Source organism: Selenomonas timonae, from assembly GCF_014250475.1.
GTDB classification, from domain to species: Bacteria; Bacillota; Negativicutes; order Selenomonadales; family Selenomonadaceae; genus Centipeda; species Centipeda timonae.
The window spans coordinates 910,828-926,401 of sequence record NZ_CP060204.1 but is presented as its reverse complement, the minus strand read 5'-3'; the positions used below and the strand labels follow the sequence as shown (position 1 = coordinate 926,401).

General features: G+C 58.1%; 19 protein-coding genes. 17 read left to right on the top strand and 2 right to left on the bottom strand.

Going from position 1 to position 15,574, the window contains the following annotated elements; genetic code table 11:
* Positions 1-67: 67 nt before the first annotated feature.
* The 10 genes from H1B31_RS04295 (at position 68) to H1B31_RS04250 (ending at position 7,194) form a co-directional block, all read left to right on the top strand.
* Positions 68-628: a flavodoxin family protein gene (locus H1B31_RS04295; RefSeq protein ID WP_185981028.1), complete on the top strand. Its 561-nt coding sequence runs from the start codon at positions 68-70 to the stop codon at positions 626-628.
* Positions 629-696: 68 nt separating this feature from the next.
* Positions 697-1,059, top strand: coding sequence for a PTS glucitol/sorbitol transporter subunit IIA (locus H1B31_RS04290; RefSeq protein ID WP_185981027.1), 363 nt, complete (start codon positions 697-699; stop codon positions 1,057-1,059).
* Between the two features lie 127 nt (positions 1,060-1,186).
* Complete coding sequence (locus tag H1B31_RS04285) at positions 1,187-1,561, top strand: nitrous oxide-stimulated promoter family protein (protein ID WP_009656366.1); 375 nt, start codon at positions 1,187-1,189, stop codon at positions 1,559-1,561.
* The gene (locus H1B31_RS04280) at positions 1,558-2,487 is read left to right on the top strand and encodes an asparaginase (RefSeq protein WP_185981026.1); all 930 of its coding nucleotides are present in this window, start codon (positions 1,558-1,560) and stop codon (positions 2,485-2,487) included. Before H1B31_RS04285 ends, H1B31_RS04280 begins: the two co-directional genes overlap by 4 nt.
* Before the next feature lie 11 nt (positions 2,488-2,498).
* Complete coding sequence (tsaA, locus tag H1B31_RS04275) at positions 2,499-2,903, top strand: tRNA (N6-threonylcarbamoyladenosine(37)-N6)-methyltransferase TrmO (RefSeq protein WP_185981025.1); 405 nt, start codon at positions 2,499-2,501, stop codon at positions 2,901-2,903.
* A 338-nt stretch (positions 2,904-3,241) separates the two neighbouring features.
* The gene (locus H1B31_RS04270; RefSeq protein ID WP_185981024.1) at positions 3,242-4,174 is read left to right on the top strand and encodes an NAD(P)/FAD-dependent oxidoreductase; all 933 of its coding nucleotides are present in this window, start codon (positions 3,242-3,244) and stop codon (positions 4,172-4,174) included.
* 180 nt (positions 4,175-4,354) lie between these two features.
* Entirely contained in the window at positions 4,355-4,585 is a 231-nt protein-coding gene (locus H1B31_RS04265; protein ID WP_009440967.1) for a glutaredoxin family protein, read from the top strand.
* A 12-nt stretch (positions 4,586-4,597) separates the two neighbouring features.
* On the top strand, positions 4,598-4,834 hold the full coding sequence (locus H1B31_RS04260) for a glutaredoxin domain-containing protein (RefSeq protein WP_185981023.1): 237 nt from the start codon (positions 4,598-4,600) through the stop codon (positions 4,832-4,834).
* A gap of 147 nt (positions 4,835-4,981) precedes the next feature.
* Positions 4,982-6,373 carry a GntP family permease gene (locus tag H1B31_RS04255; RefSeq protein WP_185981022.1) on the top strand — a complete coding sequence of 464 codons (1,392 nt, stop codon included), beginning with the start codon at positions 4,982-4,984 and terminating at the stop codon, positions 6,371-6,373.
* 251 nt (positions 6,374-6,624) lie between these two features.
* Positions 6,625-7,194: a lipid-binding SYLF domain-containing protein gene (locus H1B31_RS04250; protein ID WP_185981021.1), complete on the top strand. Its 570-nt coding sequence runs from the start codon at positions 6,625-6,627 to the stop codon at positions 7,192-7,194.
* 42 nt (positions 7,195-7,236) lie between these two features.
* Here the strand turns inward: H1B31_RS04250 and H1B31_RS04245 are convergent, their stop codons facing one another.
* Entirely contained in the window at positions 7,237-8,496 is a 1,260-nt protein-coding gene (locus H1B31_RS04245; protein WP_185981020.1) for a diaminopimelate decarboxylase family protein, read from the bottom strand.
* 154 nt (positions 8,497-8,650) lie between these two features.
* On the opposite strand from H1B31_RS04245, the gene H1B31_RS04240 reads away from it, so the two are divergent.
* The 6 genes from H1B31_RS04240 to H1B31_RS04215 all read left to right on the top strand — a co-directional run bounded on the left by H1B31_RS04240 (position 8,651) and on the right by H1B31_RS04215 (position 14,012).
* Positions 8,651-9,823, top strand: a complete 1,173-nt coding sequence (locus tag H1B31_RS04240) for an ABC transporter substrate-binding protein (RefSeq protein WP_185981019.1) — start codon at positions 8,651-8,653, stop codon at positions 9,821-9,823.
* Positions 9,824-9,894: 71 nt separating this feature from the next.
* Entirely contained in the window at positions 9,895-10,779 is an 885-nt protein-coding gene (locus H1B31_RS04235; protein WP_185981018.1) for a branched-chain amino acid ABC transporter permease, read from the top strand.
* Positions 10,780-10,791: 12 nt separating this feature from the next.
* A complete protein-coding gene (locus H1B31_RS04230; protein WP_185981017.1) occupies positions 10,792-11,742 on the top strand; it encodes a branched-chain amino acid ABC transporter permease in 951 nt (316 codons plus the stop codon).
* Positions 11,742-12,512: an ABC transporter ATP-binding protein gene (locus tag H1B31_RS04225; RefSeq protein ID WP_185981016.1), complete on the top strand. Its 771-nt coding sequence runs from the start codon at positions 11,742-11,744 to the stop codon at positions 12,510-12,512. The genes H1B31_RS04230 and H1B31_RS04225 overlap by 1 nt, the downstream gene beginning before the upstream one ends.
* A 1-nt stretch (position 12,513) precedes the next feature.
* Entirely contained in the window at positions 12,514-13,251 is a 738-nt protein-coding gene (locus H1B31_RS04220; protein WP_185981015.1) for an ABC transporter ATP-binding protein, read from the top strand.
* A gap of 116 nt (positions 13,252-13,367) precedes the next feature.
* Positions 13,368-14,012 carry a CBS domain-containing protein gene (locus H1B31_RS04215; RefSeq protein WP_009440956.1) on the top strand — a complete coding sequence of 215 codons (645 nt, stop codon included), beginning with the start codon at positions 13,368-13,370 and terminating at the stop codon, positions 14,010-14,012.
* 69 nt (positions 14,013-14,081) lie between these two features.
* Here the strand turns inward: H1B31_RS04215 and H1B31_RS04210 are convergent, their stop codons facing one another.
* On the bottom strand, positions 14,082-15,122 hold the full coding sequence (locus tag H1B31_RS04210; RefSeq protein ID WP_185981014.1) for an FAD:protein FMN transferase: 1,041 nt from the start codon (positions 15,120-15,122) through the stop codon (positions 14,082-14,084).
* A 32-nt stretch (positions 15,123-15,154) separates the two neighbouring features.
* On the opposite strand from H1B31_RS04210, the gene H1B31_RS04205 reads away from it, so the two are divergent.
* On the top strand, positions 15,155-15,541 hold the full coding sequence (locus H1B31_RS04205) for a GtrA family protein (protein WP_185981013.1): 387 nt from the start codon (positions 15,155-15,157) through the stop codon (positions 15,539-15,541).
* Positions 15,542-15,574 lie beyond the last annotated feature (33 nt).

The following is a 15,574-nucleotide window of genomic DNA, read 5'->3' as shown; positions in this document are numbered from 1 at the left end:
ATCCCCTTAGAAAATATGATGTAATGTATTGTAACAAAGCCACAGGAAAAGTAAAGGAGTATTCATAATGAGAAAATGGGCTGTTATCTATTCATCCACCACGGGCAATACAAAGGCCATCGCCGAAGAGATCGCGGGCACGGCGGGCGCAGATCTCTTCCGCGTGCAGGACGCACCGGCGGATCTATCCGCATATGAGGTCGTCGCGCTTGGCTACTGGCTGCGGCGCGGCGGTCCCGACGATCTTATGAAGGCATACCTGCCAAAGGTCAGAAATGCGTGCGTCATCCTCTTCCAGACGCACGGCGCAGATGTCGGCTCCGAGCACGCCGTCACCTCCTTTGCACGTGCCGCCTACCTCCTCGGCGCAAACTGCGAAATCCTCGGCACCTTCTCCGCACAGGGGAAGCTTGCCCCCGCCCTCATCGCCCGCCGCAAGAAATCCGATCCCGATGATACACACAACAGTCCCGAGGCGCAGGAGCGTTGGGTACGCGCTGCGGATCATCCAAACGAGGAGGATCGTGCCGCCGCACGCGAATTCGTGCACAAGATGGAGCACAAACTTGACCTCCTCGAGAAGTTCCGCCGTGCACAGGAGGCGAAGGCGCACGCGAAACTTTCATAACCCCTTGCCATCTTCCCCATAAAGGAGTAAAATAAGCGCAGGATTAAAGCTATAAAGGGGAGGATTTTATGAAGTACCGCGTCACATTGACCGCCATCGGAGATTTTGCACTCCAGCTGCTCCAGACGCGCGGCAACCTCATCATCTTTGACAAGGACGTTCCCTACTCCTACGAGAACATGGTCATCTCGCACACGAAGGGCAGCTTGACCGAGGATGTCAGGGAGGGCGACACTATTGTCATTGCCGAGCGCAGCTACAAGGTCGCACGCGTCGGCTCGGATGCAAATGCGAACCTGCGCGCACACGGACACGTCACCCTCCACTTCGAGAGCGAGGACTCGGGCACGGAGGCGCAGCCCGGCGAGATCCACCTCATCGGCGAGGGCTTCCCACGCATCATGGTCGACGACACTCTCGAGATTCTGTAACGAATGCCTACGAATGCCGCCTGTTTGCGTACGGGCGGCATTTTTGCGGAAATATCCCGCCGCCCCTTGCAGAACGAAATTCCTACATAGTATACTGTCTATAGACTTTTCTAAAAGGAGCACGCACATGGATACCGAACGAAAACGCACAATGGAGGCGGAGGTCATGACGGAGATGATCGCCCTCTACTGCCGCGGGCACAGCCATGCACATCGTGTACAGGAATACCCCGCCGAGGGAATCCCCGCGCTCTGCCCCGACTGCCGCCAACTCCTCGAATACGCGCGCACACGCATCATCCGCTGCCCGCGCATGGATGTGAAATCGTTCTGCTCCGTCTGCCCCGTGCACTGCTACAGCATGGATATGCGCGCGCGCATCCGCGAGGTCATGCGCTACAGCGGGCCTCGGATGCTCCTGCACCGTCCCTTCATGACCCTGCATCACATCTGGATCGATTTCGCAGCGCGCAGGCGCGAAAAGAAAGGTACGCCCTCATGAAAATCCTCCTCCTTGCCACGGGCGGCACAATCGCCTCACGCGAGACTGAGCATGGGCTGCGCCCCGCCCTCACTGCCGAAGATATGGGCGCGGCAATCGGTGCAGAAGACGGCTCACTGGAGGTCGTCGATCTCCTCGCCCTCGACTCCACGAATATCGCTCCATGTCACTGGCAGATCATTGCGCGCAGGATCGCGGAGTGCCGCACGACATATGACGGCTTCATTGTCACCCACGGAACAGATACGATGGCATATACCGCCGCCGCACTCTACTATATGCTCGAGGGGATAGACCGCCCCGTCATGCTCACGGGCTCACAGCGCCCGCTCGGACTTGCAGGTTCGGATGCAGAGAGCAATCTCCGTCTCGCATACGAGGCAGCGTGTAGCGGCTTTGCGGGTGTTGCCGTCGCCTTTGGCGGGCGGCTCATCCACGGCAACGCGGCGAAGAAGATGTACTCCCTCGCAGACGACGCATTCCGCAGCATCGGACGCCCTGAGATCGACCTCGCCGCGCCATCTGCACCAACAGCCCTCTTCCACCTGCGCGATGCACTCGATGAACGCGTCGCTGTCATCCGTCTCTACCCTGGCATGAAGCCCGTCACAATTGATGCACACATCGCGTCGGGCTATCGCGGCATCATCCTCGAGGGCTACGGGCTCGGCAGTGTCCCGGGCGACGATGCGGAGGAGAGCTTCCTCCCCTCGCTTGACCGCGCAAAGACGCGCGCCTGCACCATCGCCCTCACGACCCAGTGCATTTACGACGGCGCCGACATCACACACTATGAGGTAGGTGTCCGCGCAGCAGAGCTCGGCGCACTCTCGGGCGGCACACTCCCCATTGAGGCGCTCTACGCCCGCCTCATGATTCTCCTCGCAGAGACACCCGAGGGAGAGACTGTGAAAGCGCTCTGCTAGAAAGGAACATCATGCAGCTGCAAGAAATCGGCATCGTCCGGAACGCATACAAGAACCTCACGGATATCCCGCGTCAGGGGCACATGAGCGAGGAGGTCTCCGAGATCGAGATTCACCCCGACTTTGCGGACGGACTCCTAAAGATCGAACAGAACAAGCACCTCATCGTCCTCTACTGGGCGCATCTCGCGAAGCGCGACATCCTAAAGACCATCCCGCCCGCCGCGAAGGAGCTGCACGGTGTCTTTGCCAGCCGCTCTCCCGGCCGTCCAAATCCGCTCTCGCTCTGCATCGTCGAGCTGATCGAGTGCAACGGCAGCGTCCTCCGCGTGAAGGGACTCGACGCCCTCGACGGCAGCAGTGTGGTCGACATCAAGCCATATACGCAGATGGATGCGATTACTGAGATATCGTAATTTCCGCTGAAAATTTTTCTCATAGACCTATTGATTTTCTTTCTCATGTGTGCTATATTCTATACAGGCTTTCGTTAGGGAACGTCCTCGGACGTTTCCAAAGCTCTCCTAAAATATAATACACAGCAAAGATAGTCCACAGTGGAGTGTGGGCTATTTTTGTGCGCTCTTGTCTGTCACGAAGCAACTAATAAAGAATAATTTCTTTTTGGTAGATACTATCCAAGTATTGACAGCTGTGTTATAATAAATCAAAAGGTCAATATAACTGCAAAAAGTTCAGGCAGATGTATATACGCCCGTTCCCTCTATAGCGGGCAGTCAAAGGAGATGAATCCATGGCAAAGGAACGTATTCAAAAGGATGTCGTCATCATCGGCGCAGGCATGGCGGGGCTAACCGCCGCGCTCTACGCAGGTCGCATGAACCTGCGCACACTTGTGCTTGAGAACTCGCTCGTCGGCGGGCAGATCGCGACAGCGGCGGACATTGAGAACTATCCGGGCTTCGAGCGCGTGAGCGGGATGGAGTTGATCGGCACGCTCGAAAAACAGGCGACGAATTTCGGCGCGGAGATTGACGAGTTCGACCGCATCGAGCGCGTTGACCTCAAGAGCACGCCGAAGATCGTGGAGACGGAGACGTATATCTATGAGACGCCCGTTATCATCATCGCCTCGGGTATGAACCGCCGCAAGCTGCCGCTGCCGCAGGAGCCGCACTATTTCAATCGCGGCGTGCACTACTGCGAGCTGTGCGACGGACACACGTATCAGAACAAGGTGATCTCGGTGATGGGCGGCGGCAACGCGGCAGTGGATGCGGCGAACTTCCTCACGAAGTACGCTTCGCATCTCTATCTCATTCACCGCTCGCAGCTGCGCGCAGACAAGTCCTCGCAGGATGCGCTCTATCGGAATCCAAAGGTGACGGTGATGCTCGAGACGGAGATCACGCATCTAAACGGCGAGGATCGGCTTACGTCGGTTGACCTCCTACACAAAGATACGGGCAAGACCGAGACGCTACCTGTGGACAGCATCTTCGTCAACATCGGTGTTCTCCCGAATACCGATCTCTTTGTAGGGCAGCTGAAGCTTACGGAAACGGGCTACATCGCGGCGGATGAGAACTGCCGCACGGAGATCCCGGGGGTCTTTGTCGCGGGCGACATTCGCGTCAAGGAGATCCACCAGCTGACAACCGCCGCCGCCGACGGTACGACTGCTGCGCTCCATGCGGAGAAGTATCTCGCAAGTTTGAAGAAGTGATGAGGGGCGCCCCTTCCACCATGCTGCGCATGGTTCCCTCCCCCGCTGTGGCAGGGGAGGCTTTCGAAAACGGCATATTAGCTTCCCCCGTCGCTACGGGGAAGTGGCGAACGCAGTGAGCCGATAGGGGCGTCCAGAAGTAACGAACTATTCGATACAAACGATAAGGAGGGCATTTCCATGATTCAGGTTTTTTCATTCGACGCGTGCCCGTGGTGCACGAAGGCAAAGAAGTATCTCGACAAGAAGGGCGTCGCGTACACCGTCCGCGATATCGAGAAGGAGCCTGCCGCCTACGATGATCTCATCAAGCTCACGGGCGAGGGCGCATGCCCCGTCATCCTCGCGGATAGCGGCGAGTATGTGCGCGGCTTCGATCAGCCCGCCATCGACCGCCTCATCGGCGCGTGAGGAGGGATGGCTATGGTAAAGGTCTACTCCATCACGGTCTGCCCGTGGTGCGTCAAGGTGAAGAAATACCTCAAATACCGCGGCATCCCCTACGAGGAATTCAACATCGAGAAGGATGAGGCGGCGCGCGAGGAGTGTCGCCGCCTCTCGGGCGACACGATTGTCCCCGTCACAACGGCGGACGGCAAAGACTTCGCCCTCAGCTACGACCGCGAGAAGCTGGACAAGATTCTCGGGATTACGGCATAAATTCATATGAGCGGACGCATTTACTGTGTCCGTTTTTTATGTTTCTGCTTGCCAAAATTTTTGAATGGGATTAAAATAGCAGTGCAGGGACGTTTCATTTGAATGGGCACAGCGAATCATTGTGCCCCAATGCAAGGAGGTTTTGATATGACCGGATTACCGCTTATCCTCGCCTTTTGGGTCGCGATTGTCATTATGATCGTCATGATCTCAAAGCTGCGCATTCATCCGTTCATCTCGATCATGTTGGTCTCGCTCGCACTCGGACTCGTCGCGGGCATCCCCCTCGTGGATCATAGGCTCGCGGACGGCACGGTGCAGCACGGTCTTGCAACTGTTGTCGGGCAAGGGTTCTCGGGGACATTTACAAGCATCGGTATCGTTATCATCCTCGGTGCGATGATCGGCATGGTGCTGGAAAAGACGGGCGGCGCGCTGAAACTCGCGGACATGATGATCCGCCTCGTCGGCAAGGACAACCCCGTCATCGCCGTTCAGCTCATGGGCTGGGTGGTGTCGATCCCCGTCTTCTGCGACTCGGGCTTCGTCATTCTCGACCCGATCCGCAAGGCGCTTGTGCGCCGCACGGCGGTCTCTGCAGTCTCGATGACCTTTGCCCTGAGCTCCGGTCTCTTCATCTCGCATGTCTTCATCCCGCCGACACCGGGGCCGATCGCGGCGGCGAGCACGCTCGGCATTGGCGACTACCTGCTGCAGGTCATCGGGCTGGGTCTTCTCTGCTCCATTTTCCCGCTGATTGCAGGCTATTTCTTCGCACGCTGGATCGGCACACGCGTGCAGTCCAAGGACGAGGTCGATCCTGAGGAGGTCGCAAAGGTCTACAACGATCTCATTGCCTCCTATGGCAAGCTGCCCTCGGCGTTCAGCACACTCGCTCCGATCATGGTTCCAATCTCGCTGATGGCGCTGTCCTCCGTGGTCGCAATGCTGGGACTGACGGGATTTGTCCCCGAGCTCATCCGCTTCCTCGGCACGCCGATCATCGCACTCGCTGCCGGCATGGCGCTCGCAACGCTGCAGCTCTTCTCCGTGGGACGCTCGGAGGAGTTCTATGCGATCTGCAACAACAGCCTCATGACGGTCGGCCCGATCCTCTTTATCACGGCGGCGGGCGGCGTGCTTGGCAAGGTGATTGCAGTCTCGGATATGGTCAAGTACATCTCGGCGCACGCGGACGTGTTCGGCGGCATGGGCATTTTCTTCCCGTTCCTGCTCGCTGCGGTGCTCAAGACAGCACAGGGCTCGTCCACGGTCGCAATGATTACCACGGCGGGCATCATTGCACCGCTGCTCACCGTGCTCGGCTTTGATACGCCGATTCAGGCGACGCTCGTCTGTATGGCGATCGGTGCGGGCGCAATGACGGTCTCGCACGCAAACGACTCCTACTTCTGGGTCGTCTCCGAGTTCAGCGGACTGACCCCCGATCAGGGCTACCGCGTCCAGACGATGGGTACGCTCGTCCTCGGACTCGCTGCCATGCTCGAGATCACGCTGCTGAGTTTCGTGCTGCGCTGATATTTACAAAAGTATTTACAAAAGCAAAAGGAGCATTGCCTCATGCAATGCTCCTTTACTATGCAGATTTTATATGGATCTCCTGCTGTCCGCAACGTATTCCAATCTATCTTTTTCTTGCCAGTGACAGCAAAAGACCGTAGAATAAAATATAGGAAGCACTGATGAATTCTGTCGCGCCAATCTGACGCCTTCATTTTATCAGGGTTTTCTATCGTTCATTTCTATTACCATACGGCAAGGAGGTCACCATGAAATTCCCAACACGGCTTATCATCCTCACACTCACACTGCTCCTCGCATTTTCAGTCACGGTACTCGCCAAAAGTGCAAATCAGCAGCGCACCGAAATCCAAGGGCTCCACACGCAAGCACTCACGAACCTCTATGAGCTCTCTCCCGATGCGCGCGATGTCATCAACAATGCCTATGGATACGCAACAATCAGTGCTACGGGCTCGCAGGTGGGGCTGCTCGGCGGCGCACACGGACGAGGTCTTGCCAAGAACAACCGCACCGGTGAACAGCTCTACATGAAGATGGAGGCGTATCAGGTCGGCATCGGGCTTGGCGTGAAGGAATACGATCTCATCTTTGTCTTTGGCACAAAACACGCATGGGATTCCTTTATCTCAGGCAAGTTCAAAGTCGGCGGCGCAGCGGAAGCCTCCGCAACGGACGGCTATTCGGGTGGTGCGATTGAGGGCGCGGACATCGTCGCAAAGGACACATGGGTCTATCAGGTCACGACGAAGGGTCTCGCCGTTGGAGCGATGCTCAAGGGGCTCAGCATCTATCCAAACCGAAAACTCAATTCATAATGCCCACGAAAAAGAGGATTGCAGCGGCGCAATCCTCTTTTTCTATTGCATCAGCGATCCATCGTATTTCAATGTCGCAAAGTAATCATCAATCGTCTGGGCGCGGCGGATGAGCTCAATACTGCCGTCTGTGCGGCGGAGGAGTTCGGCGCACCAGAGTTTGCCGTTGTAGTTGAAGCCCATCGCGCTGCCGTGTGCGCCCGTGTCGTGGATGATGACGATGTCGCCGACTGCAATCTCGGGCAGAGTACGGTCGATGGCGAATTTGTCATTGTTCTCGCAGAGCGAGCCTGTGATGTCATAGATGTGGTCGGCGGGCGCGTGCTCCTTGCCGAGTACGGTGATGTGATGATACGCGCCATAAAGTGCGGGACGCATGAGGTTCGCCATGCAGGAGTCGAGTCCAACGTAATGCTTGTACGTGTCCTTCTTGTGAAGAACGGTGGAGACGAGCCAGCCCGCGTCGCCCGTAATGGCGCGCCCGCTCTCCGTGCGGATGCCGACATCATCCAGTCCTGCGGGGCGCATGATCTCGTTATAGAGGCGCTCCACGCCCGCGCCGACAGCGGCGTAGTCAACGGGGCTCTCCTCGGGGCGGTACGGGATGCCAAACCCACCGCCGAGGTTGATGAACTCGACATGAATGCCGATGTTCGCCTTGAGTTCTGCCGCCAGCTCGAACATGATGCGCGCGGTGAGGAGAAACGCCTCGGTGCGCAGCTCGGACGAGATCACCATCGTGTGCAGTCCAAAGCGCTTCACGCCCATCTCGCGTGCACGCTGATAGCCCTCAAAGAGCTGCGGACGCGTAAGGCCATACTTTGCTTCCATTGGCTTCCCGATGATATCGTTGCCCTCGATAAGGTCGCCGGGGTTGTAGCGGAACGAGAGCACCTCGGGCAGCCCCGCGTGCTCCGCCATATAGTCGAGATGGGTGATGTCGTCGAGGTTGATGACGGCACCGAGCTCGATTGCCTTTTGAAACTCGTCGTAGGGTGTGTCGTTCGAGGTGAGCATGATCTCCTCTCCCGTAACACCCGCCGCCTCGGAGATGATGAGCTCGGCGATGCTGCTGCAATCCGTGCCCGCCCCCTCCTCGTGGAGGAGCTGCACAATGCGCGGATTCGGCAGCGCCTTCACGGCGAAGTGTTCGCGGAAGCTCGGCGCCCATGCGAATGCATCGCGCAGGCGGCGGAAGTTCGCACGGATCTTCGCCTCGTCGTAGATGTGGAACGGTGTCGGGTATCGCTCAATCAGCCGCAGGGTCTCCTCCTGCGTGAGCGAAAATGTCTTTTCGTTCATATTGTCCTCCCTCTGGTAAGTTTCCCCATTATAGCAACGAAAAAACACGTCTGTCAATCAGACTTCATATTGTATACCTTGACGAAATGCGCGCGCTCCCCTATAATGAGTGCTATCTTTTTCTATATGGGGAACTGATTAAGGGGGTATATTCATGATATTTGGCAGAAAGGCTCTGAGTCTCGCAGCCGCGCTCGTCGGCACCGCACTCCTCGGCTCCGCGCTTGCGGGCTGCGGCGGCGATGCGGCGAAGTCGGATGAGATCCGCATCGGCGCAAACTTCGAGATGACGGGCAACACGGCGAACTACGGTACGTCGACGCTGGAGGGTCTGAAGCTCGCGATCAAGGAAGCGAACGACGCAGGCGGTATCAACGGCAAGAAGATCGTCCTCGTCGAGGCAGACAACAAGTCCGAGGCGGCGGAGTCGATCAACGCAGCGACAAAGCTGATCTCCGACGACCATGTCCGCGCAATCGTCGGACCCGCGACGACGGGCAACGTCATTGCGGAGTCGCAGGTGGCAACGGACAACAAGGTTCCCGTCATTGCACCGGATGCGACGGCAGTCGATGTCACGGTAGAGAACGGCATCGTGAAGCCGTGGATCTTCCGCAGCTGTTTCATCGATCCGCAGCAGGGCGATGTCATGGCAAAGTTCGCACTGGACACGCTCAAGGCAAAGACGGCGGTCATCTACATCGACAACTCGACCGACTACTCCAAGAGCCTCGCTGCCGTGTTCGAGAAGGTCTTTACGGCGGGCGGCGGTCAGGTACTCATGACCGAGGGCTTCCTCGCAAAGGATCAGGACTTCAAGGCGACGCTCACGCGTCTGCGCGCGGCAAATGCGGATGTCATCTTCGTCCCCGCCTACTATGAAGAGGTCGGCAAGATCGTCAAGCAGGCACGCGAGATCGGCATCACCGCGCCCATCATCGGCACGGACGGCTGGGACGATCCGAAGGTCGCCGAGCTGGCGGGCGCAGCGGCACTGAACAACACGTACTTCAGCACGCACTACTCCGACAAGGACGAGTCCGTACGCCCCTTCATCGAGGCGTTCCAGAAGGAATACAACCATGCGCCGAACGTCTTCGCGGCACTCGGCTACGATGCGGGCAAGCTGCTCGTGGATGCGCTCAAGCGCGCGGGTTCGGATGATCCCGAGGCACTCCGCAAGGCGATCGAGGAGACGAAGAATCTCGTCGTCGGCACGGGTACGATCACGATGGATGCGCAGCACAACCCGATCAAGCAGGCGGTCATTCTCGAGAACAAGGACGGCGACCGCGTTGTCGTCGCAAAGATTATGCCGAGTATGTAATCCATTCGGCTAAGAGTGCACAAAGAGCCGCAAACTGCGGCTCTTTTTTATCACATGGAGGTGGTTATTCTATGGAGTTTATGCACCAGATACTCCAACAGCTGATCAACGGCATCTCACTCGGCAGCATCTACGCGCTGATCGCGCTCGGCTACACGATGATCTACGGCATCATCAAGCTCATCAACTTTGCGCACGGCGACATTTACATGGTCGGCGCGTACCTCGGCTTCTACGCCATCACGCTCGGCATCCCCGTTGTGCCTGCGATTCTCATTGCGATGGCGGTCACGTCACTGCTCGGCGTTCTCGTCGAGCGGTTCGCCTACCGTCCGCTGCGCCACGCGCCGCGCATCTCCGTGCTCATCACGGCAATCGGCGTGTCGTTCCTCCTCGAATACGTCATGATGGCGGTCGTCTCCCCCACGCCGCGCACCTTCCCCGCAACGATCAGCGACGTATCCTTTGACGTAGCGGGGCTCATCATCAGCGGGCAGCAGCTCCTCATCATGGGCGTGACCTTTGTGCTTATGCTCATCCTCACCTACATTGTCCGCTCGACCAAAATCGGCAAGGCGATGCGCGCCGCATCGTACGACACGGAGGCGGCGCAGCTCATGGGCATCAACGCGAACCGCATCATCTCGGTCACGTTCGCCATCGGCTCGGCACTTGCGGCGGTCGCAGGCGTGCTCATCGGCATCTACTACAACTCCATCGATCCGCTGATGGGACTGATGCCCGGCATCAAGGCATTCGTCGCGGCGGTGTTCGGCGGCATCGGTATCCTGCCCGGCGCGGTGGTCGGCGGGCTCGTCCTCGGCATCGTCGAGGCATTTATCTCAGGGTTCGGCTTCTCGATGTTCCGCGATGCGGCCGCATTCGCCATCCTGATTCTCGTGCTGCTCCTCAAGCCCGCAGGAATTTTCGGGAAAAATGTCAAGGAAAAGGTCTAAGGAGGTGCGCAGATGAATTTATTGCAGAAAAATGATCTCAAAATGCTCGTCTTCGCCCTCGTCATCTACGGCATTATCATGGGGCTGACGAGTGCAGGGATGCTGAGCGCGTTCTGGCAGCTCAACCTCATCTTTGCGGGGATCAACATCATCCTTGCGGCAAGTCTCAACCTCATCAACGGGTATACGGGACAGTTCTCGCTCGGACACGCCGGATTTATGGCGGTCGGCGCGTACGTCGGCGTCGTGCTCACGACGAATTTTCAGATGGCATTCCCCGTCGCCATTCTCGCGGGCGGTGTCACGGCAGGACTCCTCGGTGCACTCATCGGTCTGCCGACACTGCGCCTGCGCGGCGACTACCTCGCCATCGCAACGCTCGGTCTCGGCGAGATCGTCCGCATCGTCATCATCAACGTCCCCTATGTCGGCGGCGCGGCGGGCTTCAAGGGCATCCCCCACCACACGGATTTTACCTGGGTCTTCTGCCTGATGCTCGTCACCCTCTTTATCATCAAGAATTTCGTAAACTCGCGCCACGGCCGTGCTTGCCTCGCGATTCGTGAGAACGAGATTGCAGCGGAGTCGATGGGCGTGAACACGACGCGCTACAAAGTGCTCGCATTTACCATTGGCGCGTTCTTCGCGGGTGTTGCAGGCGTGCTCTTCGGACACAATATGTACATCCTCAGCCCCGCCTCGTTCACGTTTATGCAGTCGTTCAACATCCTCATCATGGTCGTCATGGGCGGCCTCGGCTCGATGACCGGCTCCATCGCGGGCGCACTCGTCGTGACATTCCTCTCGGCGGCACTCGCGAGCTTCCCGAATGCGCGCATGATTATCTACGCACTCGCGCTCATCCTGCTCATGTTCTACCGCCCGCAGGGGCTCTTCGGCTATGTCGAGGTGACGGCGATGCAGCCGCTCCGCCGCTTCTTTAAGAAGGGAGGCGAGGCATAATGGCAAAGGAACTCTTAACAGCGACCGATGTCTCGATGGTCTTTGGCGGACTGAAGGCAATTGTCGACTTTAACGTCCACATCAAAACGGGCGAACTGCTCGGACTCATCGGGCCGAACGGCGCGGGCAAGACGACAGCGTTCAACCTCTTTACGGGGGTCTATCAGCCGACCACGGGCGAAATTCTGTTCAAGGACAAGAGCATCGTCGGGCTGAAGCCGAACCAGATCACGGAGCGCGGCATTGCGCGTACGTTCCAGAACATCCGCCTGTTCGGCGAGCTCTCCGTGCTCGACAATGTCAAGATCGCCTACCACTGCCACATGAACTATGGTCTCCTCGAATCGGTGCTCCGTCTCGGACGATACTGGGAAGAGGAGCGGAAACTGGAGGAGGAGGCGTACCGTCTGCTCAAGATCTTCCACCTCGCAGACGCAGCGCAGGAAAAGGCGAAGAACCTCCCCTACGGTGCACAGCGGCGGCTTGAGATTGCGCGTGCGCTCGCCGCGCAGCCAAGCCTTTTGCTCCTCGACGAACCGGCGGCGGGCATGAACCCGCAGGAGACCCTTGAACTCATGGACATGATCCGCTGGGTTAAGAAGGACTTCGGCATCACGATTCTCCTCATCGAGCACGACATGTCGCTCGTCATGGGCATCTGCGAGCGCATCTACGTCCTCGAGTACGGCGCAATCATCGCGAACGGCACCCCCGAGGAGATTCGCTCGAACCCCGAGGTCATCCGTGCATATCTCGGAGCGGAGGAGTAAGATGGCAAACGAAACGAATATGAAAAACACCCCCATGCTCCGCATCTCGGATCTGGAGGTCTACTACGGCGCAATTCACGCGCTGAAGGGGCTGTCGCTTGAGGTTCATGCGGGCGAGATTGTCACCCTCATCGGCGCGAACGGCGCGGGAAAGTCCACGACGCTCCGTACCATCTCGGGGCTGATCGCCCCACGCGGCGGCAGCATCGAATTTGAAGGCAAAAATATCGCAGGAACGGGCGCACATGAGATTGTTCGTGCGGGGATTTCCCAAGTGCCCGAGGGACGGCGCATCTTCGCCGAGATGAGCGTGCTCGAGAACCTTGAGCTCGGCGCATTCACGCGCAGCGACAAGGACGGCATCGCCGCCGACATGGAGATGGTCTTTACGCGCTTCCCGCGCCTGAAAGAGCGCATCGCCCAGCAGGCGGGCACACTCTCAGGCGGCGAGCAGCAGATGCTTGCGATGGGGCGCGCGCTCATGAGCCGTCCGCGTCTCCTGCTCCTCGACGAGCCGTCGATGGGGCTTGCACCGCTCCTCATCAAAGAGATCTTCTCGATCATCGTCGACATCAACAAGACAGGCACGACCATTCTGCTCGTCGAGCAGAATGCGAACATGGCACTCTCGATTGCCAACCGCGCCTACGTCCTCGAGACTGGCCGCATCACCCTCGCGGGCGATGCAAAGGAGCTTGCGGAGAGTGAGGATGTTAGGAAGGCATACCTCGGAGGATGATACAAGCCTCCCCCATATACAACACATACTTTCCCCATAAAAGCAGGAAAAATCAACGCAAAACGCGAATATCATAGAATATATCGCGCGTTACCATTGGCAAGGAGGAAGCATTTATGTTTGTTGCCAACTGTATGACCAAGAACCCTGTCACCATCGGTCCCGATGCAGGCATAGATGAAGCATCGAAGCTCATGGACAAGGGGCATTTTCGCCGGCTGCCCGTCGTGGAGCACGGCAAGCTCGTCGGCTTTTTCACGAATCGCGATCTCCTGCGTGCCTCGCCCTCGTCGGCGACCACGCTCGATCGCTTCGAAGTGCGCACCCTGCTCTCAAAGATCAAGGTCGCCGATGTCATGCAGAAGAACGTCATCACCGTCACGGACACGATGACGATTGAGGAGGCCGCGCTCATCATGGCGCGCGAGAAAATCGGCGGCGTCCCCGTCCTCTCCGAGGTCGGCAAGCTCGTCGGCATCATCTCCTCGACGGACATCTTCCGCGCCTTTATCGCCGTCATGGGACTGGACAGCGGCAAGACGCGCCTCACGATCGATGTCGCCGACCGTACAGGCGTCCTACGCGACATCTCGACCGTTCTTGCCGACCTCGACATCAGCATCGACAGCATGGTCACGCTCCCGCAGCCAAGCGGTACCTATCAGATCATCATCCGCGCCGACATCGACGACGTGGATACGGTCAAGGATCGCCTCTGGTCAAAGGGATTCAAAGTCAGCCACGTCATCCAGATCGGCTGAACACACCTTTCCTTCATCCATACAAAAACTCTGCCGCAGCCAAAGCGGCAGAGTTTTTGTATGCGTTTTTCACTCCCCAATGAGTCTCCCATCCGTCCCGATGAGAATGACGAGAGCAGACGGAACGTCCGCAAGCAGCTTCCGCCCCTCCTCTGCACCGAGCACAAAGACCGCCGTCGACAGCATATCCGAGAGCAGCCCCATATGCCCCTGCCATGCGGGTAAATCATCTGCGCTCATCGGCAGTGTCACCACCACCGAAGCAAGCCCTGTGTCCGCAGGATAGCCTGTGCGCGGGTCGATCAGGTGATGATACCGCCGCCCCTCATAGAGAAAGAAACGCTCATCATCCCCCGATGCCGAGAGGACTTCATCGGAAAGAGGAAGAACGGCGAGCGCATCCCCCGCTCTCTCGCCGCGCGGATTGCGGATCCCGATCTGCCACGGCTCTCCCGCCTCATTCACCCCCATGCCGAGAATCGAACTCGTACCGAGATCGGCGAGCGCGTTTTTGATGTCTGCGTTTTGCCATGTGCTGCGGATGCCGTCGAGTGCCAGCCCCTTGATGAGTGCGCCACGGTCAATCTTCATCCCTGTGCGAAGGAGACGCGCTTGATATCTTTTTTTCCCGTTTTCTTCCACCGTATTCAGTTCCAGGAACTCATACCCGACACACGCATGCGCCTCAGCAACCTCCTCGGGAGACGGCGGCAGTTTCTCCGTGCGTGCCCGCTCCCAAAGTTCCGTCAACGCACCCGCTGTCACATCGAACGCGCCATTCGAGCGGTGTGCGAGCTCCTGCGCGAGAGTCAGCGTCTCATAGAGTGCGGGCGATATCTCCCGCCATTCGCCCGTCCCCGCCGCAGCCTCAAGGTCGGCAATCGCCGCCCCGTCCGCGTCGCGTTCCACCTGTGTGAGTGCGGCGAACCCATCGCGCAGCCCTGCCTGCGACGTGATCTCATCCGCACGCACCGTCAGCCGTGCCACAGTCCCCATCACAATCTTTGTGTCTTCTGCCGTCACATTCCCTCCGCAGCCACCAAGAAGGAGAGAGCCGCAGAAAATGACGATGGCAGGATTTTTACATAACGCGAAGAATCTTTGTATCATATGTATTCCTTTCGATTTATGTGAGGTGCTCTATGCCGCGTTCCAGACTCTACGAAATCGCCCGCTTCGTCCTCGTCGGCGGCGCGTGCTTCCTCCTCGACTACGGACTGCTCTACATCCTCACCGAGTACGGCGGACTCCACTACCTCCTCTCGGCAGGCATCTCCTTCACCGTCTCCGTCTTCGTCAACTACTGGCTCTGCCTCGTCTGTGTCTTTCGCGGGGCAAACGCGCAGACACGGCGCGCGAAGATGCTTTTTTTCGGCTCAAGCATCGCGGGACTCGGGCTCAACCAGCTGCTCATGTGGGTACTCGTCGACATCGCTGGCATTTACTACATGATTGCCAAGCTCATCGCCGCCGGCATCGTCATGGTGTGGAACTACATCCTCAAACGCCGCGCCGTCCTCGGCAGATGAATCCATTCTAACAACTTCACACATGGACTTCAA